Annotated in this window: 22 protein-coding genes and 2 tRNA genes; 19 read left to right on the forward strand and 5 right to left on the reverse strand. The window is 66.0% G+C overall.

Annotation, left to right across the window (positions count from 1 at the left end):
- Positions 1–208: 208 nt before the first annotated feature.
- The 5 genes from EV560_RS27630 to EV560_RS27650 all read right to left on the reverse strand — a co-directional run bounded on the left by EV560_RS27630 (position 209) and on the right by EV560_RS27650 (position 2261).
- Positions 209–285, reverse strand: a tRNA-Asp gene (locus EV560_RS27630).
- A 247-nt stretch (positions 286–532) separates the two neighbouring features.
- A complete protein-coding gene (locus EV560_RS27635; RefSeq protein ID WP_131859060.1) occupies positions 533–730 on the reverse strand; it encodes a hypothetical protein in 198 nt (65 codons plus the stop codon).
- Between the two features lie 329 nt (positions 731–1059).
- Positions 1060–1135, reverse strand: a tRNA-Val gene (locus EV560_RS27640).
- Positions 1136–1218: 83 nt separating this feature from the next.
- On the reverse strand, positions 1219–1956 hold the full coding sequence (locus tag EV560_RS27645; RefSeq protein ID WP_131859061.1) for a YcbK family protein: 738 nt from the start codon (positions 1954–1956) through the stop codon (positions 1219–1221).
- Between the two features lie 2 nt (positions 1957–1958).
- On the reverse strand, positions 1959–2261 hold the full coding sequence (locus EV560_RS27650; RefSeq protein ID WP_165923685.1) for an HdeA/HdeB family chaperone: 303 nt from the start codon (positions 2259–2261) through the stop codon (positions 1959–1961).
- 309 nt (positions 2262–2570) lie between these two features.
- Here EV560_RS27650 and EV560_RS27655 point away from each other — a divergent pair, with 309 nt between their 5' ends.
- From EV560_RS27655 to EV560_RS27745, 19 genes are all read left to right on the forward strand, one after another.
- Positions 2571–2936, forward strand: coding sequence for an NADH-quinone oxidoreductase subunit A (locus EV560_RS27655; RefSeq protein ID WP_131859180.1), 366 nt, complete (start codon positions 2571–2573; stop codon positions 2934–2936).
- A gap of 65 nt (positions 2937–3001) precedes the next feature.
- The gene (locus tag EV560_RS27660; protein ID WP_131859063.1) at positions 3002–3586 is read left to right on the forward strand and encodes a NuoB/complex I 20 kDa subunit family protein; all 585 of its coding nucleotides are present in this window, start codon (positions 3002–3004) and stop codon (positions 3584–3586) included.
- A gap of 80 nt (positions 3587–3666) precedes the next feature.
- Positions 3667–4272 carry an NADH-quinone oxidoreductase subunit C gene (locus tag EV560_RS27665; RefSeq protein ID WP_131859064.1) on the forward strand — a complete coding sequence of 202 codons (606 nt, stop codon included), beginning with the start codon at positions 3667–3669 and terminating at the stop codon, positions 4270–4272.
- Between the two features lie 4 nt (positions 4273–4276).
- On the forward strand, positions 4277–4714 hold the full coding sequence (locus EV560_RS27670; RefSeq protein WP_131859065.1) for a GFA family protein: 438 nt from the start codon (positions 4277–4279) through the stop codon (positions 4712–4714).
- A gap of 2 nt (positions 4715–4716) precedes the next feature.
- Positions 4717–5907: an NADH-quinone oxidoreductase subunit D gene (locus EV560_RS27675; protein WP_131859066.1), complete on the forward strand. Its 1191-nt coding sequence runs from the start codon at positions 4717–4719 to the stop codon at positions 5905–5907.
- A 119-nt stretch (positions 5908–6026) separates the two neighbouring features.
- Entirely contained in the window at positions 6027–7256 is a 1230-nt protein-coding gene (gene nuoE / locus EV560_RS27680) for an NADH-quinone oxidoreductase subunit NuoE (protein ID WP_131859067.1), read from the forward strand.
- 10 nt (positions 7257–7266) lie between these two features.
- Positions 7267–8571 (forward strand): NADH-quinone oxidoreductase subunit NuoF, encoded by a 1305-nt coding sequence (gene nuoF / locus EV560_RS27685; RefSeq protein ID WP_131859068.1) that lies wholly within the window; start codon positions 7267–7269, stop codon positions 8569–8571.
- Between the two features lie 5 nt (positions 8572–8576).
- Positions 8577–8918 carry a pentapeptide repeat-containing protein gene (locus EV560_RS27690; RefSeq protein ID WP_131859069.1) on the forward strand — a complete coding sequence of 114 codons (342 nt, stop codon included), beginning with the start codon at positions 8577–8579 and terminating at the stop codon, positions 8916–8918.
- On the forward strand, positions 8915–10978 hold the full coding sequence (nuoG, locus tag EV560_RS27695; protein ID WP_131859070.1) for an NADH-quinone oxidoreductase subunit NuoG: 2064 nt from the start codon (positions 8915–8917) through the stop codon (positions 10976–10978). Before EV560_RS27690 ends, nuoG begins: the two co-directional genes overlap by 4 nt.
- 6 nt (positions 10979–10984) lie before the next feature.
- Positions 10985–12004 (forward strand): NADH-quinone oxidoreductase subunit NuoH, encoded by a 1020-nt coding sequence (nuoH, locus tag EV560_RS27700; RefSeq protein ID WP_131859071.1) that lies wholly within the window; start codon positions 10985–10987, stop codon positions 12002–12004.
- Positions 12004–12243, forward strand: coding sequence for a hypothetical protein (locus EV560_RS27705; protein WP_131859072.1), 240 nt, complete (start codon positions 12004–12006; stop codon positions 12241–12243). Before nuoH ends, EV560_RS27705 begins: the two co-directional genes overlap by 1 nt.
- A gap of 22 nt (positions 12244–12265) precedes the next feature.
- Positions 12266–12754 carry an NADH-quinone oxidoreductase subunit NuoI gene (gene nuoI / locus EV560_RS27710; protein WP_114829994.1) on the forward strand — a complete coding sequence of 163 codons (489 nt, stop codon included), beginning with the start codon at positions 12266–12268 and terminating at the stop codon, positions 12752–12754.
- 127 nt (positions 12755–12881) lie between these two features.
- A complete protein-coding gene (locus EV560_RS27715; protein WP_131859073.1) occupies positions 12882–13502 on the forward strand; it encodes an NADH-quinone oxidoreductase subunit J in 621 nt (206 codons plus the stop codon).
- The gene (gene nuoK / locus EV560_RS27720; RefSeq protein ID WP_066620004.1) at positions 13499–13807 is read left to right on the forward strand and encodes an NADH-quinone oxidoreductase subunit NuoK; all 309 of its coding nucleotides are present in this window, start codon (positions 13499–13501) and stop codon (positions 13805–13807) included. The genes EV560_RS27715 and nuoK overlap by 4 nt, the downstream gene beginning before the upstream one ends.
- Before the next feature lie 26 nt (positions 13808–13833).
- On the forward strand, positions 13834–15897 hold the full coding sequence (gene nuoL / locus EV560_RS27725) for an NADH-quinone oxidoreductase subunit L (RefSeq protein ID WP_131859074.1): 2064 nt from the start codon (positions 13834–13836) through the stop codon (positions 15895–15897).
- A gap of 4 nt (positions 15898–15901) precedes the next feature.
- Positions 15902–17413: an NADH-quinone oxidoreductase subunit M gene (locus tag EV560_RS27730; RefSeq protein ID WP_131859075.1), complete on the forward strand. Its 1512-nt coding sequence runs from the start codon at positions 15902–15904 to the stop codon at positions 17411–17413.
- An 11-nt stretch (positions 17414–17424) separates the two neighbouring features.
- Positions 17425–18852 (forward strand): NADH-quinone oxidoreductase subunit NuoN, encoded by a 1428-nt coding sequence (gene nuoN, locus EV560_RS27735; protein ID WP_131859076.1) that lies wholly within the window; start codon positions 17425–17427, stop codon positions 18850–18852.
- Between the two features lie 10 nt (positions 18853–18862).
- The gene (locus tag EV560_RS27740; RefSeq protein ID WP_248312232.1) at positions 18863–19621 is read left to right on the forward strand and encodes a biotin--[acetyl-CoA-carboxylase] ligase; all 759 of its coding nucleotides are present in this window, start codon (positions 18863–18865) and stop codon (positions 19619–19621) included.
- Between the two features lie 126 nt (positions 19622–19747).
- Positions 19748–21418 carry a ribonuclease J gene (locus EV560_RS27745; protein WP_131859077.1) on the forward strand — a complete coding sequence of 557 codons (1671 nt, stop codon included), beginning with the start codon at positions 19748–19750 and terminating at the stop codon, positions 21416–21418.
- Positions 21419–21455 lie beyond the last annotated feature (37 nt).

The following is a 21455-nucleotide window of genomic DNA, read 5'->3' on the forward strand; positions in this document are numbered from 1 at the left end:
CCTGCTGCGCAGGCCCGACAGAATGAGAAGGGCCGGCAGCACACGCTGCCGGCCCTTTTCGTTTGGCCTGTCGAGGAAAAGCGGGCTGGCGGGACAAGGCCGCGATGCGCTGCGGTTGCATGGCGGCGCCTCGGCGCTCGGCGCATGCCGCAGTTCGCCTCGGCTCTGAGCCGATGCTGGTAACGATCGGAATGTATTTGGGAAAACATGGCGCGGGCGACGGGGCTCGAACCCGCGACCTCCGGCGTGACAGGCCGGCACTCTAACCAACTGAGCTACGCCCGCGCGGGCGGCTGAGGCCTCGGCCGTCAGCGGGGTTGGGATTATGGCCCCCGGCCCGAAGTGTCAAGCACCCCGCGCCGGCAAATTGAAGCTTCCGCAAAATCAGGCCGAAACAGGCCGAAAAGCGCTAGCAGCGCAGCGCTGCACCTGTGGATTATTGGTCCACGGGAATTCCGAAGCCGTGAGCGGGGCGAATCTGGCTGACGTGTTGGCATTTTGACCGCCGAGACCGCCGGACCTGCCTGGGTGATCAAGGCGCGCCGCAACGATCCGCCGCGTCGATCTGGAGCTGAGCTTCGTGCACGGCCATCCTGAGGAAATGGGCCAGCATGGCAAAGCCGGCTTTGGCCGCCTCGTTCTGCAGATCGATAATGTCGGTCTGGATATCGATTAGGTCGCGCTCAAACCGCGGTGCCGCTGCAGCAGCCTCGTTTCCGTCCCCGAACATCGCGTGACTCCCCCGATCGCGACGTTACGGCACCTTTAGTTCAGCCGCGACGGCAAATTAACATTGTTCCAAACGGGACGGGATTGGCTTCGACGCCGCGAGCGTATGATTAGGTCGAATAGCGCGCTTCCGGCGCTCTGGCAGGCGATAGGCCTCGTCGGCGGCAGCGCTCGATTCGCGGCTGCATCGGCTCGCGCTCATTCTTCCGCGAAGCCACGACGCGCTCGACGACGCCATTCGTGGGCAGAACATGGGCAGAAGGGGGATAAGGCGCGCTGGGAGCGTCCAGCTCTCTGCCGAGGACCTCAGCATGATCAAGCGCCTGGACGTGGTGGGCGGTGACGGGCTCGAACCGCCGACCCTCTCGGTGTAAACGAGATGCTCTACCAACTGAGCTAACCGCCCTTGGCGAAGCGTTTAAGGCCTTGATGCCGCGCCTTCAAGCCTCGCGGCCGATCGAGCTGTGATGACGCGGGATGATTCCGCGCTCACCACGGCCGGCGCGGCCCGGTATCGATATGGATCAGCCCGTTCCAGTAGACCTTGTGGCCGCCGACCTCGGGCAGGCCGCGGGCATAGTCGAGCACGACGCGCGGGCGTATGCCCGGCACGCGAAAATCCATCGCCTCGCAGCGCTTGTGATAGGAGCCGCGCCGCGCGCGCCAGGGCGGCCGCCAGGTCGAGGTCACCTTCACCGCCCCGTATTTGTCGACGATCCTGCCGAGGATGCCCTTGAGGCGCTCGGGCAGGCACGCGGTCGAGGTGCCGGGATCGGTGCTGATTCCCGGCTTGTCCGGTTTCTCGTTCGGATCGAATGCAGGTTCGGCGCCGGCTTTCTGGCCGGGCGTGAGTTGCGGCCATTCCGGGCCCTCGTCCTCGTCGGGCTCGCTCAGCACCGGCGAATCGGGGCCGGCCGGGCCGGCCGGTGTCGGCTCGCCCGGCGTGAAGGGCGGTGGTTCAGCGACCGAGGCCCGGGCGGCAGGGGGAGCAGTTGGCGTAGGTGGCACGACGGGCGCGGGGATAATGATCTGCGGCGGCGCCGATGTCGTGGGCATGTCCAAGTCGAAGGGCCGCTCGGGCGGCAGCGGCGCACGCACCATCTGCGGCGGCTGCTGCTGGGCGTGGCCGGCCTCGGCCGCGACCAGGGCCGCGAAGGCGATCAGCGGGAGCAGGGGGAAGGCCGGGCGCGCCGTCTCTGTTGCGCCCGCAGCGATCGGCAGCGGCATGGTCAGGGCGCGGGCGCTGGCATGAACACGGCGCGCGTCTCGGCGCTCAGCAGCGAGAGCTGTGGTGATTTCGCGCAGAGCGCCTGCAATCCGGCCGGAGCCGCATTGATCTTATCAAGATCGAGCAAGGGCTTTTGCGCGCCGCCGGCGAAATAGCCCGCCAGCCAGAGCGAGAGCTGCGCCTGGTCGTTGCCGCTCATTCCGGAGAAATCGGCGCAGGTCGCGCGCGTCAGGTCGAAGCTTTCCGCCTGCGCCCCGCCTGTCACCACCAGCGGCCATGCGATGAGCGCCGCCCGAACCGCCATTCTGGATCGAAATCGAAGCATGTGACGTGTCCGTGGCGCAGGAAAAGGCCGATTCGCCTTCATCCTGTCGTGCCGCGCGTTCGCCAGCCAGTCAAATTGCAGTTAAATCACTGGAAACCGCGGGCGCGCCGGGCTTTCCGCCGTTGTCTTGCCCGTGCCGCGTTCTGCAATGCGCCACATTCATCCCCCTGGGGCGATTGTGCGGCGCGGCGAACCCTTGCAGGATTCTAAAGCAGGGGCTAATCGACTGCCGATGCAGCGTCATGCTGGCCGCTGCGCGAAGTGGGGTTGTCCATGCAAGCTCTCCCGGTGCCGTCCCTGCTGAGCGACTACCTGCCGCTGGCGATCTTCATCGGCGTCTCGCTGGTCATCGGCCTCGCCCTGCTGATCGCACCCTTCGCGATCGCCTATTCGAAGCCGGATGCCGAGAAGCTCTCGGCCTATGAGTGCGGCTTCAACGCCTTCGATGACGCGCGCATGAAATTCGACGTGCGCTTCTATCTCGTCGCGATTCTCTTCATCATCTTCGATCTCGAAGTCGCCTTCCTGTTTCCCTGGGCTGTCGCCTTCGGCGGGCTGGGCTGGTTCGGCTTCTGGTCGATGATGATCTTCCTGGGCGTGCTGACCGTCGGCTTCGTCTACGAGTGGCGCAAGGGCGCCCTGGAATGGGACTAATTGTCCGATCGCGGATCCCGGCATTGCTGCCTATCTGACAGGAATGGGTTCACAAGGGTAGGATTATGGCAGTCACAGCGATCGACCGCGGCGACCCGCTCGTCGCCCCCGCGCCCCGCGGCCTGCTTGGCCCGGACGGCAACCCCGTCGGCACGCGCGACCCCTTCTTCGTCGAGATCAACAACGAGCTCGCCGACAAGGGTTTCCTCGTCACCGCGACCGACGATCTGATCAACTGGGCCCGCACCGGCTCGCTGATGTGGATGACCTTCGGCCTGGCCTGCTGCGCGGTCGAGATGATGCAGCTCTCGATGCCGCGCTACGATGTCGAGCGCTTCGGCTTCGCGCCGCGCGCCAGCCCGCGCCAGTCGGACGTGATGATCGTGGCGGGGACGCTGACCAACAAGATGGCGCCGGCGCTGCGCAAGGTCTACGACCAGATGCCGGAGCCGCGCTACGTCATCTCGATGGGCTCCTGCGCCAATGGCGGCGGCTACTATCACTACAGCTATTCGGTGGTGCGCGGCTGCGACCGCATCGTGCCGATCGACGTCTACGTGCCGGGCTGCCCGCCCACCGCGGAGGCGCTGCTCTACGGCGTGCTGCTGCTCCAGAAGAAGATTCGCCGGACCGGCACGATCGAACGGTAATACGCGCGCGTCATGGTCGGGCTCGGCCCGGCCATTCCCGGTGGGGAGGCGCGGATTGAAATGGTAGCGAAGGTGGACCGATGAGCGAAGCGCTCGTGACCCTCGGCGAAGAGATCAAGGCGGCGCTGCCCGGCGCGGTCACCAATGCCGTCGTCGCCTTCGGCGAGCTGACGATCGAGGCCGAGGCCGCTCAGATCGTCACGGTGCTGAAGACGCTTTATGACGATCCGCGCTTCCGCTTCGTCAATTTCACCGACCTTGCCGGCGCCGACTATCCGGAGCGCGAGAAGCGCTTCGATGTCGTCTACCACCTGCTGTCGCCGCGCCATAACCGGCGCATCCGGGTCAAGGTGCAGACCGATGAGCGCACGCCGGTGCCGTCGGCCGTCGACGTCTTCCCGGCCGCGAACTGGTTCGAGCGCGAGGCCTACGACTTCTACGGCATGCTGTTCTCCGGCCATCCGGACCTGCGCCGCATCCTCACCGATTACGGCTTCGAGGGGTTCCCGCTGCGCAAGGACTTCCCGCTGACCGGCTTCGTCGAGGTTCGCTATGACGACGAGCAGAAGCGGGTTGTCTACGAGCCGGTGAAGCTCAACCAGGAATTCCGCAATTTCGACTTCCTCTCGCCCTGGGAAGGCACGGACTACGTGCTGCCGGGTGACGAGAAGGCCAAGGCGGGCTAGGGCGATGGGCGAAGCCTCACGAGCCTCCGGTGGCTGTCTCTGTGGCGCGGTGCGCTACAGCGCCGTGCCCGCGAAGCCGGAAATGGATGTCTGCCATTGCCGCATGTGCCGGCGCTGGAGCGGCGGCGTCTTCATGTCGGTGCCGTGCAACGACCTTGAAATCGAGAACGAGCAGGCGCTTCGCCGCTACGTCTCGTCCGAATGGGCCGAGCGGCTGTTCTGCAAGGATTGCGGCACCAGCCTGTTCTGGCGTTTCCAGGATGACGAGAGCGGCCATGTCGCGATCGCCTTCCAGAGCTTCGACGATCTCGCCCCGGTGAGCTTCGCCGAGGAGATCTTCATCGACGAGAAGCCGGCGCTTTATGCATTCGCCGGCGAGCGGCCCCGCAAGACCGGTGCCGAAGTCATCGCTGCCTTCGAAGCGCAGCAGCAGGAGGGTTGAGGATGACCGAGCACAACATCCGCAACTTCTCGATCAATTTCGGCCCGCAGCATCCGGCGGCGCACGGCGTGCTGCGCCTCGTGCTGGAGCTCGACGGCGAGATCGTCGAGCGCGTCGATCCGCATATCGGCCTGCTCCATCGCGGCACCGAGAAGCTGATCGAGGCCAAGACCTATCTCCAGGCCGTGCCCTATTTCGACCGGCTCGACTATGTCGCGCCGATGAACCAGGAGCATGCCTACGCGCTCGCGGTCGAGCGGCTGATGGGCGTTACCGTGCCCAAGCGCGGCCAGCTCATCCGCGTGCTCTATTCCGAGATCGGCCGCATCCTCTCGCATATCCTCAACGTCACCACGCAGGCGATGGATGTCGGCGCGCTGACGCCGCCGCTCTGGGGCTTCGAGGAGCGCGAGAAGCTGATGATCTTCTATGAGCGGGCCTGCGGCGCGCGCATGCACGCGGCCTATGTCCGGCCCGGCGGCGTCCACCAGGACCTGCCGACCTCGCTGATCCACGACATCGCCGAATGGTGCGATCCGTTCCTCAAGGTCTGCGACGATCTCGAGGGCCTGCTCAGCGACAATCGCATCTTCAAGCAGCGCAATGTCGATATCGGCGTGGTCGATCTCGAGACCTGCTGGAAATGGGGCTTCTCGGGCGTGATGGTGCGCGGCTCCGGCGCCGCCTGGGACCTGCGCAAGGCGCAGCCCTACGAGTGCTACGAAGAGCTCGAATTCGATATCCCGATCGGCAAGAACGGCGACTGCTACGACCGCTACCACATCCGCATGGAGGAGATGCGCCAGTCCGTGCGCATCATGAAGCAGTGCTGCGAGAAGCTGCTCTCGGCGGAGGGCGGCGGGCCGATCTCCTCGCTCGACGGCAAGATGGTGCCGCCCAAGCGCGGCGAGATGAAGCGCTCGATGGAATCGCTCATCCACCATTTCAAGCTCTATACCGAGGGCTACAAGGTGCCCGAGGGCGAGGTCTATGCTGCGGTCGAGGCGCCCAAGGGCGAATTCGGCGTCTATCTCGTCTCCGACGGCACCAACAAGCCCTACCGCTGCAAGATCAAGGCTCCGGGCTTCGCCCATCTCCAGGCCATGGATTTCATGTGCCGCAAGCACATGCTCGCCGACGTCTCGGCGATCCTGGGTTCACTGGACATCGTGTTCGGGGAGGTCGACCGGTGATTGCCTCAACCGTCATGGTCGGCCTCGTGCCGACCATCCACGTCTTGAACGTGGCCAATGTTGCCAAGACGTGGATGCTCGGGACAAGCCCGAGCATGACGCGTGGAGTGAACTGAGACATGTCCGTCCGTCGTCTCGCGCCCGATCAGGTCCAGCCTACCTCCTTCGCCTTCACTCCGGCGAACGAGAACTGGGCCGATCAGCAGATCGCCAAATATCCGGAAGGCCGCCAGGCCTCGGCCGTGATCCCGCTCCTGTGGAAAGCGCAGGAACAGCATCATGGCTGGGTGCCGCGCGCCGCGATCGAGGCCATCGCAAAGAAGCTCTCGATGGCGCCGATGCGCGTCATGGAGGTCGCCACCTTCTATACGATGTTCAACCTGCAGCCGGTCGGCGAGCATTTCATCCAGCTCTGCGGCACCACGCCCTGCGCATTGCGCGGCGCCGAGGCGCTGAAGAAGGTCTGCGAGGACGTGATCGGCCCGCAATCGACCGTGTCGGCCGACGGCAAGCTCTCCTGGCTCGAGGTCGAGTGCCTCGGCGCCTGCTGCAACGCGCCGATGGCGCAGGTCAATTTCGACTATTACGAGGACCTGACCCCGGAGAATTTCCGCAAGCTCCTCGACGATCTGCGGAACGGCCGGCCGACCAAGCCTGGCCCGCAGGTCGCGCGCTCCGGCTCCGAGCCGCTCGGCGGCGGCGAGACGCTGAAGGATCCCGCGCTGTTCGACGGCTCGATGATCGGCGCCGGCAATTGGCAGGCCCGCATCACCGAGCAGCGCAAGGCCGCGGCCGAGGCCGCTGCCGCCAAGGCGGCGGCCGAAGCGTCTGCGAAGGCCGAGGCGGAAGCCGCCGCTGCGGCCGGCAAGGCTGGTCCGACCGATACCAAGACCGCTCCGGCTCCCGAGGCCGCGACGCCCGCTCGTCCCAAGCCGTCGGAGCCGGCCCAGCCGGCCAGCGCCGCGCAGGACACGCCTTCGGCAGTGGGCAAGGCTGTGAAGGGCTCCGAGCCGGTGGAAGAGGGCAAGACGCCGTCCGACAAGGCTGGCGCGCCCGCCGCGGTCGAGGAGAGCAAGCCCGAATTGCTGACCGCCGCGCGCAACAATGCGCCTGACGATCTCGAGCTGATCTATGGCGTCGGGCCGAAGCTCGCCAAGATGCTCAACGAGATGGGCATCTGGCATTACGATCAGGTCGCGGCCTGGACGCCGGCGGAGCTGGCCTGGGTCGATTCGCGGCTGACCGGCTTCAAGGGCCGCGCCACCCGTGACGACTGGATCTCCCAGTCCAAGAAGCTCGCGACCGGCTGGCGGCCGGAATCGAAGCTCGGCGACAAGCCGGTGAAGTGAGGCGAAAACGATGCTTGCAGATCGCGACCGCATCTTCACCAATCTCTACGGCCTGCACGATCCCGGGCTGAAGGGCGCCATCCAGCGCGGCGCCTGGGACGGCACCAAGTTCCTGCTCGAGCAGGGCCGCGACTGGATCATCGACGAGATGAAGAAGTCGGGCCTGCGCGGCCGTGGCGGCGCCGGCTTCCCGACCGGCCTGAAATGGTCGTTCATGCCCAAGCAGAGCGACGGGCGCCCGCATTACCTCGTCGTCAACGCAGACGAGTCGGAGCCGGGCACCTGCAAGGACCGCGAGATCATGCGCAACGACCCGCATACGCTGGTCGAGGGCTGCCTGATCGCCTCCTTCGCGATGGGCGCGAACGCGGCCTACATCTATATCCGCGGCGAATATGTCGCCGAGCGCGAGGCGCTCCAGCGTGCCGTCGACGAGGCCTATGAGGCCAGGCTCATCGGCAAGGACAACAAGCACGGCTATCCGTTTGATCTTTATGTGCATCACGGCGCCGGCGCCTATATCTGCGGCGAAGAGACGGCGCTGCTCGAGAGCCTCGAGGGCAAGAAGGGCATGCCGCGGCTGAAGCCGCCATTCCCCGCCAATGTCGGCCTCTACGGTTGCCCGACCACGGTCAACAATGTCGAGTCGATCGCGGTCGCGCCGACCATCCTGCGCCGCGGCGCGAGCTGGTTCTCCTCGATCGGCACGCCCAACAATGTCGGCACCAAGCTGTTCTGCGTCTCCGGCCATGTGAACAAGCCGTGCAATGTCGAAGAGGCGATGGGCTTGACCTTCCGCGAGCTGATCGACCGCCATTGCGGCGGCATCCGCGGCGGCTGGGACAATCTCAAGGCGGTCATCCCGGGGGGCTCCTCGGTGCGCATGGTGCCGGCCGAGCAAATCATCGACACGCCGATGGATTTCGACTCGCTCTCGAAGCTGCGCTCCGGCCTCGGCACGGCGGCGGTGATCGTGATGGACAAGTCGACCGACATCGTCCGCGCCATCGCCCGCATCAGCTATTTCTACAAGCATGAGAGCTGCGGGCAGTGCACGCCCTGCCGCGAGGGCACTGGCTGGATGTGGCGCGTGATCAGCCGCATGGCCGAGGGCAGGGCGCAGAAGCGCGAGATCGACATGCTGCTCGACGTCACCAAGCAGATCGAGGGCCACACGATCTGCGCGCTCGGCGATGCCGCGGCCTGGCCGATCCAGGGCCTGATCGCGCATTTCCGTCATGAGATTGAGCAGCGCATCGACGACTATGCCGCCAACCCGCATAGCGAGCCGGTTCGGCTGATGGCGGCGGAGTGAGCGTGATGAAGATCGAGCGCGAGAAGCACCGGCTGGAGGTTCGCGGCTCGGATATTTCCGGGTCCGTGTTCGACGACGTGAACATGTCGGGCGGCACGTTCGAGAACGTCAACCTGTCCGGCGGCGAGTATCACAACGTCAATCTGGCTGGCTGCTCCTTCGACGATCTCAACATGTCGGGCTGGCGGGTGCACAACGTGAACCTGTCGGGCCTGCGCATCGACAAGGCCAATCTTGCGGGTGCCTCGAACACGGCGGGCCGCATGGAAGGCATGACGATTGACGGGATTCTTGTGACCGACCTGCTGGACTTCTGGACTGCGGGTCACGAGGCGAAACAGGCATGACCAAGCTCCTCATCGACGGCATCGAGGTCGACGTACCGGCCGACTACACCGTGCTCCAGGCCTGCGAGGCCGCAGGCGCCGAGGTGCCGCGCTTCTGCTTCCATGAGCGGCTCTCGATCGCCGGCAATTGCCGCATGTGCCTGGTCGAGGTGAAGGGCGGCCCGCCGAAGCCGCAGGCCTCCTGCGCCATCGGCGTGCGCGATCTGCGCCCCGGCCCGAACGGCGAGCCGCCGGTCGTCCTGACCAAGTCGCCGATGGTCAAGAAGGCGCGCGAAGGGGTGATGGAGTTCCTGCTCATCAACCACCCGCTCGACTGCCCGATCTGCGACCAGGGCGGCGAGTGCGACCTGCAGGACCAGGCGATGGCCTATGGCGTCGACACGTCGCGCTATGCCGAGAACAAGCGCGCGGTCGAGGACAAGTATATCGGCCCGCTGGTCAAGACCTCGATGACGCGCTGCATCCAGTGCACGCGCTGCGTCCGCTTCACCACTGAAGTCGCTGGCGGCACCGATCTTGGCGCCATCGGCCGCGGCGAGGACATGGAGATCACGACCTATCTCGAGCAGGCGATGACCTCTGAGCTCCAGGGCAACGTGGTCGATCTCTGCCCGGTCGGCGCGCTGACCTCAAAGCCCTACCAGAACAAGGCCCGCCCCTGGGAGCTGACCAAGACCGAATCCATCGACGTGATGGACGCGGTCGGCTCGGCGATCCGCGTCGATTCCCGCGGCCGCGAGGTGATGCGCATCCTGCCGCGCGTCAACGAGGCGGTGAACGAGGAGTGGATCTCCGACAAGACCCGCCACATCGTCGACGGGCTGCGGACGCAGCGGCTCGACCGGCCCTATATCCGCGAGAACGGCAAGCTCCGGGCCGCGAGCTGGACCGAGGCCTTCGCGCTGATCGCATCCAAGGTGAAGGCGGCCAAGCCCGAGCGCATCGGCGCCATTGCCGGCGATCTCGCCGCCGTCGAGGAGATGTTCGCCCTGAAGGCGCTGATCGCCTCGCTCGGCAGCGCCAATCTCGACGCCCGCCAGGACGGCACCAAGCTGCATCCGAAGCATGGCCGCGCCAGCTACGTCCTCAATGCCGGCATCGCCGGGATCGAGGAGGCGACCTCGCTACTGATCATCGGCGCCAATCCGCGCCGCGAGGCTCCGATCATCAATGCCCGCATCCGCAAGCGCTGGCTGCGCGGCGACTTCAAGGTCTCGCTGATCGGCGAGCAGGCCGACCTGACCTATAGTCATGACTATCTCGGCGCCGGCCCCGAGACACTGGCCGAGCTGGTCAAGAGCGCCTCGGCCGCCGGCGACAAGCCGATGGTGCTGGTCGGGCAGGGCGCTCTCGCCCGTGCCGACGGCGAGGCGCTGCTCTCGCTCGCCGCCAAGGCGGCGCAGACACTGGGCGCGGTCAAGGATGGCTGGAACGGCTTTGGCGTGCTCCACACCGCTGCCGCGCGTGTCGGCGCGCTCGATCTCGGCCTGGTGCCGGGCGAGGGCGGTCTCGACGTTGCCGGCATGCTGCAGCCGGGCGCGCTCGACGTGCTCTACCTGCTCGGCGCCGACGAGATCGAGGTGCCGGAAGGCGCCTTCGTGATCTACCAGGGCACCCATGGCGACAAGGGCGCCCATCGCGCCGACGTCATCCTGCCCGGCGCGACCTATACCGAGAAATCCGGCACCTACGCCAATACCGAGGGCAGGGTGCAGATGACCGACCGCGCAACTTTCCCGCCGGGCGATGCCCGCGAGGACTGGGCGATCCTGCGTGCGCTCTCTGGCGCGCTCGACAAGACGCTGCCCTTCGACTCGCTCGGCGCGTTGCGCAAGGCGCTCTATGCCGATCACCCGCACCTTGCCGCGCATGACACGCTGACGCTTGCCGATGCCTCGGTGCTCGGCGCGCTGGCGGGCCTCGGCGGCAAGACCGACAAGGCCGGCTTCGCTTCGGTGATCGCCGACTTCTATCAGACCAACCCGATCGCGCGCGCCTCGGCCATCATGGCCGAATGCTCGGCGCTGGCTTCCGGCCGGATGCGGCAGGCGGCGGAGTAAGGCACGATGAACTGGGATATCGTCCTCGATCTCGCGATCATTCTCGGCAAGAGCCTGCTGCTGCTGGTCTGCCTGCTGGTCTTCATCGCCTATATCCTGCTGGCCGACCGCAAGATCTGGGCGGCCGTGCAGCTGCGCCGCGGCCCCAACGTGGTCGGGCCCTTCGGCCTGTTCCAGAGCTTCGCCGACCTGCTGAAATTCGTCTTCAAGGAGCCGATCGTCCCGGCCAGCTCCAACAAGGGCGTCTTCCTGCTGGCGCCGCTCGTTTCCTGCGTGCTCGCGCTCGCGGCCTGGGCGGTCATTCCGGTGGCGGAAGGCTGGGCGATCGCCGATATCAATGTCGGCATCCTCTATATTTTCGCGATCTCCTCGCTCGGCGTCTACGGCGTCATCATGGGGGGCTGGGCTTCGAACTCGAAATACCCGTTCCTCGGCGCCCTGCGCTCGGCGGCGCAGATGGTGTCCTACGAGGTCTCGATCGGCTTCGTGATCATCACCGTGCTGCTCTGCGTCGGCTCGCTCAACCTCTCGGCCATCGTCGAGGCGCAGAACACCAGTTGGGGCATGCTGCGCTGGTACTGGCTGCCGCTCTTGCCGATGTTCGTGGTCTTCTTCATCTCGGCGCTGGCCGAGACGAACCGGCCGCCCTTCGACCTGCCCGAGGCCGAATCCGAGCTCGTCGCCGGCTTCATGGTCGAGTACTCCTCGACCCCGTACCTGCTGTTCATGCTCGGCGAATACGTGGCGATCATGACCATGTGCTCGCTGACCACGATCCTGTTCCTCGGCGGCTGGCTGCCGCCGTTCCCGATCGCGCCTTTCACCTGGCTGCCGGGCGTCTTCTGGTTCGCGCTGAAGATCACGCTGGTCTTCTTCATGTTCGCGATGGTGAAGGCCTTCGTGCCGCGCTACCGCTACGATCAGCTGATGCGGCTGGGCTGGAAGGTCTTCCTGCCGCTCTCGCTGGTCTCGGTCGTTGTCGTGGCGGCGGTGCTGCAGATCACCGGCTGGGCGCCGGTGCACTGATGGGGGATTGGCCCGGCCTCGTCGGAGCTCTGATCGGCTTCGTCGTTGGCCTGGTCCAGTACAGGCTGGTTTCGGGCGTGGTAGTCGCCGGTTTGCGCCGGACGAACCCCTCGAAGACCCGGGCCGAGTACGATGATTACGAGCGTCGGATTCGCCTGCTCCAGGCGGCGATTCTGGTGCTGACTTTGCTGGTTTGGCCCGTAATGGGCTATGTGATCGGCCGGACCCTGTTCGGCTGAGTATGAAGAGGGATTGAGGGCGATGTCACTCGCGCAAGCCGCCAAGGGATTGCTGCTCCAGGAGTTCGTCTCGGCGTTCTTCCTGTCGATGCGCTATTTCTTCAAGCCGAAGGCGACGCTGAACTACCCCTTCGAGAAGGGGCAGCTTTCGCCGCGTTTCCGTGGCGAGCACGCGCTGCGCCGCTATCCGAACGGTGAGGAACGCTGTATCGCCTGCAAGCTCTGCGAGGCGATCTGCCCGGCCCAGGCCATCACCATCGAGGCCGGCCCGCGCCGCAATGACGGCACCCGCCGCACCACGCGCTACGACATCGACATGACCAAGTGCATCTATTGCGGCTTCTGCCAGGAAGCCTGCCCGGTCGATGCCATCGTCGAAGGCCCGAATTTCGAGTTCGCGACCGAGACCCGCGAGGAGCTGTTCTACGACAAGGACAAGCTGCTCGCGAACGGCGCGCGCTGGGAACGCGAGATCGCGCGCAACATCGCGATGGATGCTCCCTACCGCTGATCAGCCTCGCCCGTCGCGCGGTTGTCGCGTCCGGCGGGCCTGACTATAGACGCTCCAAACTGCGCCGGAGTCGCCTGGCGCCCGACTGAAACGAGGACCGCCTGCGAGGGCGGAAGGGTTGGCCGAGATGAATGCCGCAGCGGCTTTCTTCTATCTGTTCTCAGGCATCACCATCGCCTCGGCGTTCATGGTGGTGTCGTCGCGCAACCCCGTTCATTCGGTGCTGTTCCTGATCCTCGCCTTCGTCAACGCGGCGGGGCTCTTCCTGCTGCTCGGGGCCGAGTTCCTCGCGATGCTGCTGGTCGTCGTCTATGTCGGCGCGGTCGCAGTGCTCTTCCTCTTCGTGGTGATGATGCTCGACGTCGACTTCGCCGAGTTCCGCCAGGGCTTCCTGCAATACCTGCCGGTCGGGGCGCTGATCGGGCTGATCTTCGCGGTCGAGCTCCTGCTCGTCGTCGGCGCCTGGGTCATCGACCCGCAGATCGTGCGCGCCCCCGTCGCCGCGATCCCGGCGAATATCAGCAATACCGAGGCGCTCGGCCGGGTGCTCTACACCCAGTATATCTACTACTTCCAGGCGGCCGGCCTCGTGCTGCTCGTCGCCATGATCGGCGCCATCGTGCTCACTCTGCGCGACCGGCCGGGCGTCAAGCGCCAGAGCATTCCGCAGCAGAACGCCCGCACCAAGGAGACCGCCATGGAGGTCCGCAAGGTGCAGTCGCATGCCGGCGTTGAGGAGACCGTCTGATGATCGGCCTTGGACATTATCTCGCGGTCGGCGCCATCCTGTTCACGCTCGGCGTGCTCGGCATCTTCATCAACCGCAAGAACGTCATCGTCATCCTGATGTCGGTCGAGCTGATCCTGCTCTCGGTCAACATCAACTTCGTCGCCTTCTCCAGCTTCCTGAACGACATCGTCGGCCAGGTCTTCGCGCTGCTGGTGCTGACGGTGGCTGCGGCTGAGGCCGCGATCGGCCTCGCCATTCTCGTCGTCTACTTCCGCAACCGCGGCACGATCGCGGTGGAAGACATCAACATGATGAAAGGCTGAGCGCCCTCGGGGCCCCGCGACCTGCCATGTATCACCTGATCGTCTTCCTCCCGCTCATCGGCTTCCTGATCGCCGGCATTCTCGGCCGCCTGATCGGCGCGCGTGGCTCCGAGATCGTCACCACCTCGCTGCTGATGGTCTCCGCGGTCCTGTCCTGGGTCGCCTTCTTCCAGGTCGGCTTCGGCTCGGGCACCACCCGCGTCCAGGTCGCGACCTGGCTCGCCTCGGCCGATCTTCGCGTCGACTGGGCCTTCCGCATCGATACGCTGACAGCGGTGATGCTGGTCGTCGTCAACACCGTGTCGTCGCTCGTGCACCTCTACTCGATCGGCTACATGCACGAGGATCCGCACCGTCCGCGCTTCTTCGCCTATCTCTCGCTCTTCACCTTCGCCATGCTGATGCTGGTGACGGCCGACAACCTAGTCCAGATGTTCTTCGGCTGGGAGGGCGTCGGTCTCGCCTCCTACTTGCTGATCGGCTTCTGGTACCAGAAGCCCTCGGCCAATGCCGCGGCGATGAAGGCCTTCATCGTCAACCGCGTCGGCGATTTCGGCTTCGCGCTCGGCATCTTCCTGGTCTTCGTGCTGTTCGGCACGGTCGCCTTCGACGGCATCTTCCCGAAGGCCGGCGAGCTGGTGAACCAGAATTTCCGCTTCCTCGGCCATGACTGGAACGCGCTCACGCTGGCCTCGTTGCTGCTCTTCATGGGCGCCATGGGCAAGTCGGCTCAGTTCCTGCTGCACACCTGGCTGCCTGACGCGATGGAGGGCCCGACCCCGGTCTCCGCGCTCATCCATGCCGCGACCATGGTAACCGCCGGCGTCTTCATGGTGGCGCGCCTGTCGCCGATCTTCGAATACGCCCCGGCGGCGCTCACCGTCGTCGTCGTCATCGGCGCGACCACGGCCTTCTTCGCCGCGACGGTCGGCCTCGTGCAGAACGACATCAAGCGCGTCATCGCCTATTCGACCTGCTCGCAGCTCGGCTACATGTTCGTCGCGCTCGGCGTCGGCGCCTATTCGGCCGGCATCTTCCACCTGTTCACCCACGCCTTCTTCAAGGCGCTGCTGTTCCTCGGGGCCGGCTCGGTCATCCACGCGATGCACCACGAGCAGGACATGCGGAACATGGGCGGCCTGCGGAAATACATCCCGTGGACGGCCGCGGCCATGACGATCGGCAACCTGGCGCTGACCGGCTTCCCGCTCTTCGCCGGCTACTTCTCCAAGGACGCGATCATCGAGAGCGCCTATGCCTCGGTCGAGCATGGCGGCTTCGCGAGTTCCTATGCCTATGTGCTGCTGGTCGTCGCCGCCTGCTTCACCTCCTTCTACTCCTGGCGCCTCTATTTCATGACTTTCGAGGGGCAGCCGCGCTGGGCCGGCCACGGTCATCACGATGACCACGCCCATGGCCATGACGACCATGCCGCCGCTCACCACGGCTCGCATGATGCGAACGCCAAGGATGATCACGCCCATGCCTCGCATGGTCACGATGATCACGGGCATGGCCATGACCACACGCCGCATGAGAGCCCGCTGGTGATGATGGTCCCGCTTGCCGTGCTGTCGCTCGGCGCGGTCTTCGCCGGTCTCGCGTTCAAGGGCGCCTTCATCGGCGAGGGCTACGAGCATTTCTGGAAGGCCGCCCTCTTCACCGGCAAGGACAACCACATCCTGCACGAGATGCACGAGGTTCCGGGCTGGGTCGTAGCCTCGCCCTTCGTCGCGATGGTGATCGGCTTCCTCGTCGCGCTCTACATGTACATGCTGCGGCCGGACGTGCCGGGCAAGCTCGCGGCGGCGAACCCGGTCCTGTACCGGTTCCTGCTCAACAAGTGGTACTTCGACGAGATCTACGACTTCCTGTTCGTGAAGCCGGCGATGTGGCTCGGCAGGTTCCTCTGGAAGAAGGGCGACGGGTTCGTCATCGACGGCTTCGGGCCGGATGGCGTCTCGGCCCGCGTGGTCGACGTCACCAACCGCGTCGTGCGGCTGCAGACGGGTTACGTCTACCACTACGCTTTCGCCATGCTGATCGGCGCCGCCGGCCTGGTGACCTGGTATCTCCTGACGCGCGGGTGAGATGATGTTCGGTTTCGGTATCCTCACCGGTCTTCTGGTCCTGCCGCTGGTCGGCGCGGCCTTCATCCTGGCGCAGCGGGGCGACGAGGCTTCGGTCAACTCCAACGCGCGCTATGCCGCGCTGGCGGCGACGATTGCAACCTTCCTGCTCGCCTGCTTCGCCTGGGCCCGCTTCGATCCCGCCAATCCCGGTTTCCAGATGGTCGAGACCCATGGCTGGGTCTCCGATGCGATCAAGTTCAAGCTCGGCGTCGACGGCTTCTCCTTCCCCTTCGTGGTGCTGACGGCCTTCCTGATGCCGTTCTGCATCCTCGCGTCCTGGACCTCGGTCGAGAAGCGCGTGCGCGAGTATATGGTCGCCTTCCTGATCCTGGAGACGCTGATGATCGGCGTCTTCGTGGCGCTCGACCTCGTGCTGTTCTACGTGTTCTTCGAGGCTGGCTTGATCCCGATGTTCCTGATCATCGGCATCTGGGGCGGCAAGCGCCGCGTCTACGCCTCCTACAAGTTCTTCCTCTACACGCTGCTCGGCTCGGTGTTGATGCTGCTGGCGCTGATGGCGATGTACTGGAACGCCGGCACCACCGATATCGAGGTGCTGCTGAAACACAGCTTCCCGTCGGCGATGCAGCCCTGGCTCTGGCTCGCCTTCTTCGCCTCCTTCGCGGTGAAGATGCCGATGTGGCCGGTCCATACCTGGCTACCCGACGCCCATGTCGAGGCGCCGACCGCCGGCTCCGTCATCCTGGCGGCGATCCTGCTGAAGATGGGCGGCTACGGCTTCATCCGCTTCTCGATCCCGATGTTCCCGGAAGCCTCGGCGATGTTCGCGCCGCTGGTCTTCGCGCTCTCGGTCATCGCCATCGTCTACACCTCGCTGGTGGCGCTGATGCAGGAGGACATCAAGAAGCTGATCGCCTATTCCTCGGTGGCCCATATGGGCTTCGTCACCATGGGCCTGTTCACCCTGACGCCGCAGGGCATCCAGGGCGCGATGTTCCAGATGATGAGCCACGGCCTGGTCTCGGGCGCGCTCTTCCTCTGCGTCGGCGTGGTCTATGACCGGATGCATACCCGCGAGATCGCCGCCTATGGCGGCCTGGTGAACCGGATGCCGCTCTATGCGGTCGTCTTCATGGTCTTCACCATGGCCAATGTCGGCCTGCCCGGCACGGCCGGCTTCGTCGGCGAGTTCCTGACCCTGCTCGGCGCCTTCAAGGCCAACCCCTGGGTCGCCTTCATCGCGACCTCCGGCGTCATCCTCTCGGCCGCCTACGCGCTCTGGCTCTATCGCCGCGTCGTCTTCGGCGAGCTCACCAAGCCCGAGCTCAAGTCGATCCAGGATCTCAACCCGCGCGAGATGGTCATCCTGGCGCCGCTGGTGCTTCTGACGATCTGGTATGGCATCGCGCCGGGCACCATCCTCGACGCCTTCGCCGCGCCGACCGAACACCTCATCCGGAACTATCAGGCTGCTCTCACCGCCGCTAAGACGGCGATGCTGGCCGCACAGTAAGGCTGATCGCGATGACCTTGCCCGCTCTCGGCCCCGCGCTGCCGGAAATCATCCTCGCCATCGGCGCCATCGCCATGGTGCTCGTCGGCGCGCTGCGCGGCGAAAGCGCGACGCGTCTGCTGGAAGGCGCGGCGCTTGCGCTGCTGGCGCTTGCGCTGGTGCTTGTTCTGTCCGGAACCGGCAAGGCCGTGACCTTCAACGGCGCCTTCGTCGCCGACAGCTTCGCCCGCTTCATGAAGGCGCTGACCCTGATCGGCGCCGCGGCCGCGATCCTGCTCTCGTCGGATTATATGCGCCGCGACGGCTCGATGCGCTTCGAGTTCCCGATCCTCGTCGTCCTCGCCACGATCGGCATGATGATGATGATCTCGGCGAGCGACCTGATCGGCCTCTATGTCGGCCTCGAGCTGCAGTCGCTGGCGCTCTATGTCGTCGCCGCATTCGACCGCGACAATGCCAAGTCGACCGAGGCGGGCCTCAAGTACTTCGTGCTCGGCGCGCTCTCCTCGGGCATGCTGCTTTACGGCTCCTCGCTGGTCTACGGCTTCACCGGCACGGTGACCTATACCGGCATCGCCCAGGCCATCCATGGCGAGCATGTCGGCATCGGCCTGATATTCGGCATCGTCTTCGTCGCCGCAGGCACCGCCTTCAAGATCTCGGCCGTGCCCTTCCACATGTGGACGCCGGACGTCTATGAGGGCGCCCCGACACCGGTCGCCGCCTTTTTCGCCTCCGCGCCCAAGATGGCGGCGATGGCGATGATCGTGCGCGTCTTCGTCGGCGCCTTCCCGGCCGCGCTGCACGAGTGGCAGCAGATCATCATCTTCATGTCGATCGCCTCGATGGCGCTCGGCGCCTTCGCCGCGATCGGCCAGAGCAACATCAAGCGCCTGCTCGCCTATTCCTCGATCGCCAATATGGGCTATGCGCTGGTCGGCCTCGCCGCCGGCACGGCCGATGGCGTCCAGGGCGTGATCACCTATATGGCGATTTATCTCGCGACCACGCTCGCCGCGTTCGCCTGCGTGCTGATGATGCGCCGCGACGGCAAGCCGATCGAGGAGATCTCCGAACTCGCAGGCCTGTCGCGCACCAATCCGTGGATGGCCTTCGCGCTGGCGATGATGATGTTCTCGCTTGCCGGCATCCCGCCGCTCGCGGGCTTCTGGGCGAAGTTCTATGTCTTCGCGGCGGCGATCAATGCGAAGCTCTACGTGCTGGCGGTCGTCGGCGTCGTGACCAGCGTGGTCGGCGCCTATTACTACCTGCGTGTCGTCAAGATCATTTATTTCGACGATGCCAAGCCGGCCTTCGAGCGGGCCGATCTCGCCGTACGTTTCGTGCTGCTGGTCTCGGCGATCTTCGTCTTCGCCCTGTCCTTCGTGCCCGGCCCGCTGTTCAACGCGGCCGAGGCCGCTGCGAAATCGCTGTTCTGAGCCGATCGCGGTGCTAGGCGAGGCGGCGCGCGCCGCCGGTTATCGGCTGATCATCCGCGACGAGGTCGCCTCCACCATGGAGGAGGCCCGCCGTGCGCTGGATCAGGGCGATCCCGGCCAGCTCTGGATCGTCGCGCGCAGCCAGAGCGCCGGGCGCGGCCGCCATGGCCGAAGCTGGGGCTCGCCGCCGGGAAACCTCTATGCCAGCCTGCTGCTGGTCGAGCCCTGCGAGATGGCGCTGGCGCCGCAACTCGGCTTCGTTGCCGGCCTTGCCCTGCATGACGCGGCCGCCAAGATCACGGGCCTCACCGCACCGCAGCTTGCGCTGAAATGGCCGAACGACCTGTTGATCGGCCGGGCCAAGACCGCGGGCCTGCTGCTCGAAGGCGAAAGCCGGGCAGGGCGCTTCGCCGTCACCATCGGCATGGGCGTCAATGTCGCAAGCCGGCCCGGGGACACACCCTATCCGGCGAGCTTCCTCAAGGAGATCGCGTCCTCCGCCACCGTCGAGACGCTGCTCGCCGCGCTGAGCGATGCCTGGCTCGCGCGCTTCCGCGCCTGGTCGCTGCCCGGCGGCTTCGGGCCGACCCGCGCCGCCTGGCTCGAACGCGCCGCCTTCCTCGGGGAGACCATCACCTTGCGCCTGTCGGAAGGCCCGCTCTCCGGCCGCTTCTCCGGTCTTGACGCCTTCGGACGGCTCGAGCTCGACACGGACGACGGCCGGCGCGTGATCGATGCCGGCGATCTCTATTTCGGCGCTCCGGCCTGATCGTGCTGCGCCAGCCGCCCATCCGCCGCTCCTGCCGCGGTCTGGAGGGGAGGCTGCGAGCATGCTAGGCCTGCTGTTTCCTCTTCAGGCGCCCGGCGCCTTCAATCTCACATGTCAGGATTTGCCGTGACCCGTTCCAGCGACCAGCTCGTATTCGTGCCCCTCGGCGGTCTTGGCGAGATCGGCATGAACGCGGCGCTGTACGGCTTCGGGCCCGAGGGGCGGCGCAAATGGATCCTGGTCGATTGCGGCCTGTCCTTCGCCGGGCCGGAGGCGCCGGGCGTCGACATCGTCCTGCCCGACCTGCGCTACATCATCGAGGAGCGCGCCAATCTCCTCGGCATCGTCATCACCCACGCGCATGAGGACCATATCGGCGCGCTCGCCGCGCTCTGGCCGAGCCTGCGCGCGCCGGTCTATTGCACGCAATTCGCTGCCGGCCTGCTGGCGACCCGCCGGCTCTCCGAGCCCGGCGCGCCCAAGGTGCCGATGAATATCGTGGCCCAAGGCGGGCGTTTCACGCTTGGGCCGTTCAACATCGAATTCGTGCCGGTCGCCCATTCCATCCCCGAATCGAACGCGCTGGCGATCCGGACCCCGGTCGGCCTCATCGTCCACACCGGCGACTGGAAGATCGACCCGACGCCGCAGGTCGGCCTGCCGACCGACGAGAAGCGCCTGCGCGAGCTCGGCGACGAGGGCGTGCTGGCGCTGATCTGCGATTCGACCAATGTCATGCGCGACGGCATCAGCCCGAGCGAGGCCGATGTCGCGGCCAAGCTCAAGGAACTGGTCGCCTCGGCGCCGGGCCGCGTCGCGGTGACCACCTTCGCCTCCAATGTCGCCCGGCTGCGCGCCGTGGCCGAGGCCGCGATGGCGGCCCAGCGTGAGGTCGTCGTCGTCGGCCGCGCCATGGACCGCGTCATCGACGTCGCGCGCGAATGCGGCTATCTGGAAGGCATCCCGGCTTTCCGCTCGGTCGATACCTATGGCTACCTGCCGCGCGACAAGGTCGTGGCGCTGCTCACCGGCAGCCAGGGCGAGCCGCGCGCCGCGCTCTCGCGTATCGCCTCGGACGATCATCCCGAGATCGCGCTCTCGCCCGGCGACCGCGTGATCTTCTCCTCGCGCACCATCCCCGGCAACGAGAAGTCGGTCGGCAACATCCTGAACGCGCTGGCACGCGACAATATCGAGATCATCACCGACCGGACCCATCTCGTCCATGTCTCCGGTCATCCGCGCCGCGAGGAACTGGCCCGGCTCTATGGCTGGCTGAAGCCGAGGATCGCCATTCCCGCCCATGGCGAAGATCTGCATCTCAGCGAGCACGCCGCCTTCGCCCGCGGCCTCGGCGTCAAGCATGTCATGCGCGCCGGCAATGGCGATGTCGTCGCGATCGGACCGGACGGTGCCCGCAAGGTCGACGAAGCCCCGCATGGCCGGCTCTACCAGGATGGCGACCTTCTGGTGGGCGCCATGGAGAAGACAATTGTCGAGCGGCGCCGGCTCTCCTTCGCCGGCATGATCTCGGTCGCGGTCGCGGTCGACGAGAAGGGCGGGCTCGCCGGCGATCCGGAGATTGCCGTCCTCGGCCTGCCGCCTCGTGCCAGTGATGGCACGCCCTTCGACGAGCTCGTCGCCGATGCCGTCTCGGAGCTGATCGACAATATCCCCAAGGCGCGCCGGCGCGATCCCGAAGCGCTGCGCAACGCGCTGGAGCGCGGCCTGCGCAGCGCCGTCAACGAGGAGTGGGGCAAGAAGCCGCTGGTGCATGCGCTGGTGATCGAGGTGTAGATAGGCTGATAAGCAGCGCCGCTGCTTCGCCTTTTCA

The organism is Allobosea sp. BK604 (genome assembly GCF_004341515.1).
Lineage (GTDB): Bacteria > Pseudomonadota > Alphaproteobacteria > Rhizobiales > Beijerinckiaceae > Allobosea.

Bases quoted from the DNA above. Each gene is read 5' to 3' on its own strand.
- EV560_RS27635 (WP_131859060.1), bottom strand. From the start codon at position 730: ATGTTCGGGGACGGAAACGAGGCTGCTGCAGCGGCACCGCGGTTTGAG.
- EV560_RS27645 (WP_131859061.1), bottom strand. From the start codon at position 1,956: ATGCCGCTGCCGATCGCTGCGGGCGCAACAGAGACGGCGCGCCCGGCC.
- EV560_RS27650 (WP_165923685.1), bottom strand. From the start codon at position 2,261: ATGGCGGTTCGGGCGGCGCTCATCGCATGGCCGCTGGTGGTGACAGGC.
- EV560_RS27660 (WP_131859063.1), top strand. From the start codon at position 3,002: ATGGCAGTCACAGCGATCGACCGCGGCGACCCGCTCGTCGCCCCCGCG.
- EV560_RS27665 (WP_131859064.1), top strand. From the start codon at position 3,667: ATGAGCGAAGCGCTCGTGACCCTCGGCGAAGAGATCAAGGCGGCGCTG.
- EV560_RS27670 (WP_131859065.1), top strand. From the start codon at position 4,277: ATGGGCGAAGCCTCACGAGCCTCCGGTGGCTGTCTCTGTGGCGCGGTG.
- EV560_RS27675 (WP_131859066.1), top strand. From the start codon at position 4,717: ATGACCGAGCACAACATCCGCAACTTCTCGATCAATTTCGGCCCGCAG.
- nuoE (WP_131859067.1), top strand. From the start codon at position 6,027: ATGTCCGTCCGTCGTCTCGCGCCCGATCAGGTCCAGCCTACCTCCTTC.
- nuoF (WP_131859068.1), top strand. From the start codon at position 7,267: ATGCTTGCAGATCGCGACCGCATCTTCACCAATCTCTACGGCCTGCAC.
- EV560_RS27690 (WP_131859069.1), top strand. From the start codon at position 8,577: ATGAAGATCGAGCGCGAGAAGCACCGGCTGGAGGTTCGCGGCTCGGAT.
- nuoG (WP_131859070.1), top strand. From the start codon at position 8,915: ATGACCAAGCTCCTCATCGACGGCATCGAGGTCGACGTACCGGCCGAC.
- nuoH (WP_131859071.1), top strand. From the start codon at position 10,985: ATGAACTGGGATATCGTCCTCGATCTCGCGATCATTCTCGGCAAGAGC.
- EV560_RS27705 (WP_131859072.1), top strand. From the start codon at position 12,004: ATGGGGGATTGGCCCGGCCTCGTCGGAGCTCTGATCGGCTTCGTCGTT.
- nuoI (WP_114829994.1), top strand. From the start codon at position 12,266: ATGTCACTCGCGCAAGCCGCCAAGGGATTGCTGCTCCAGGAGTTCGTC.
- EV560_RS27715 (WP_131859073.1), top strand. From the start codon at position 12,882: ATGAATGCCGCAGCGGCTTTCTTCTATCTGTTCTCAGGCATCACCATC.
- nuoL (WP_131859074.1), top strand. From the start codon at position 13,834: ATGTATCACCTGATCGTCTTCCTCCCGCTCATCGGCTTCCTGATCGCC.
- EV560_RS27730 (WP_131859075.1), top strand. From the start codon at position 15,902: ATGTTCGGTTTCGGTATCCTCACCGGTCTTCTGGTCCTGCCGCTGGTC.
- nuoN (WP_131859076.1), top strand. From the start codon at position 17,425: ATGACCTTGCCCGCTCTCGGCCCCGCGCTGCCGGAAATCATCCTCGCC.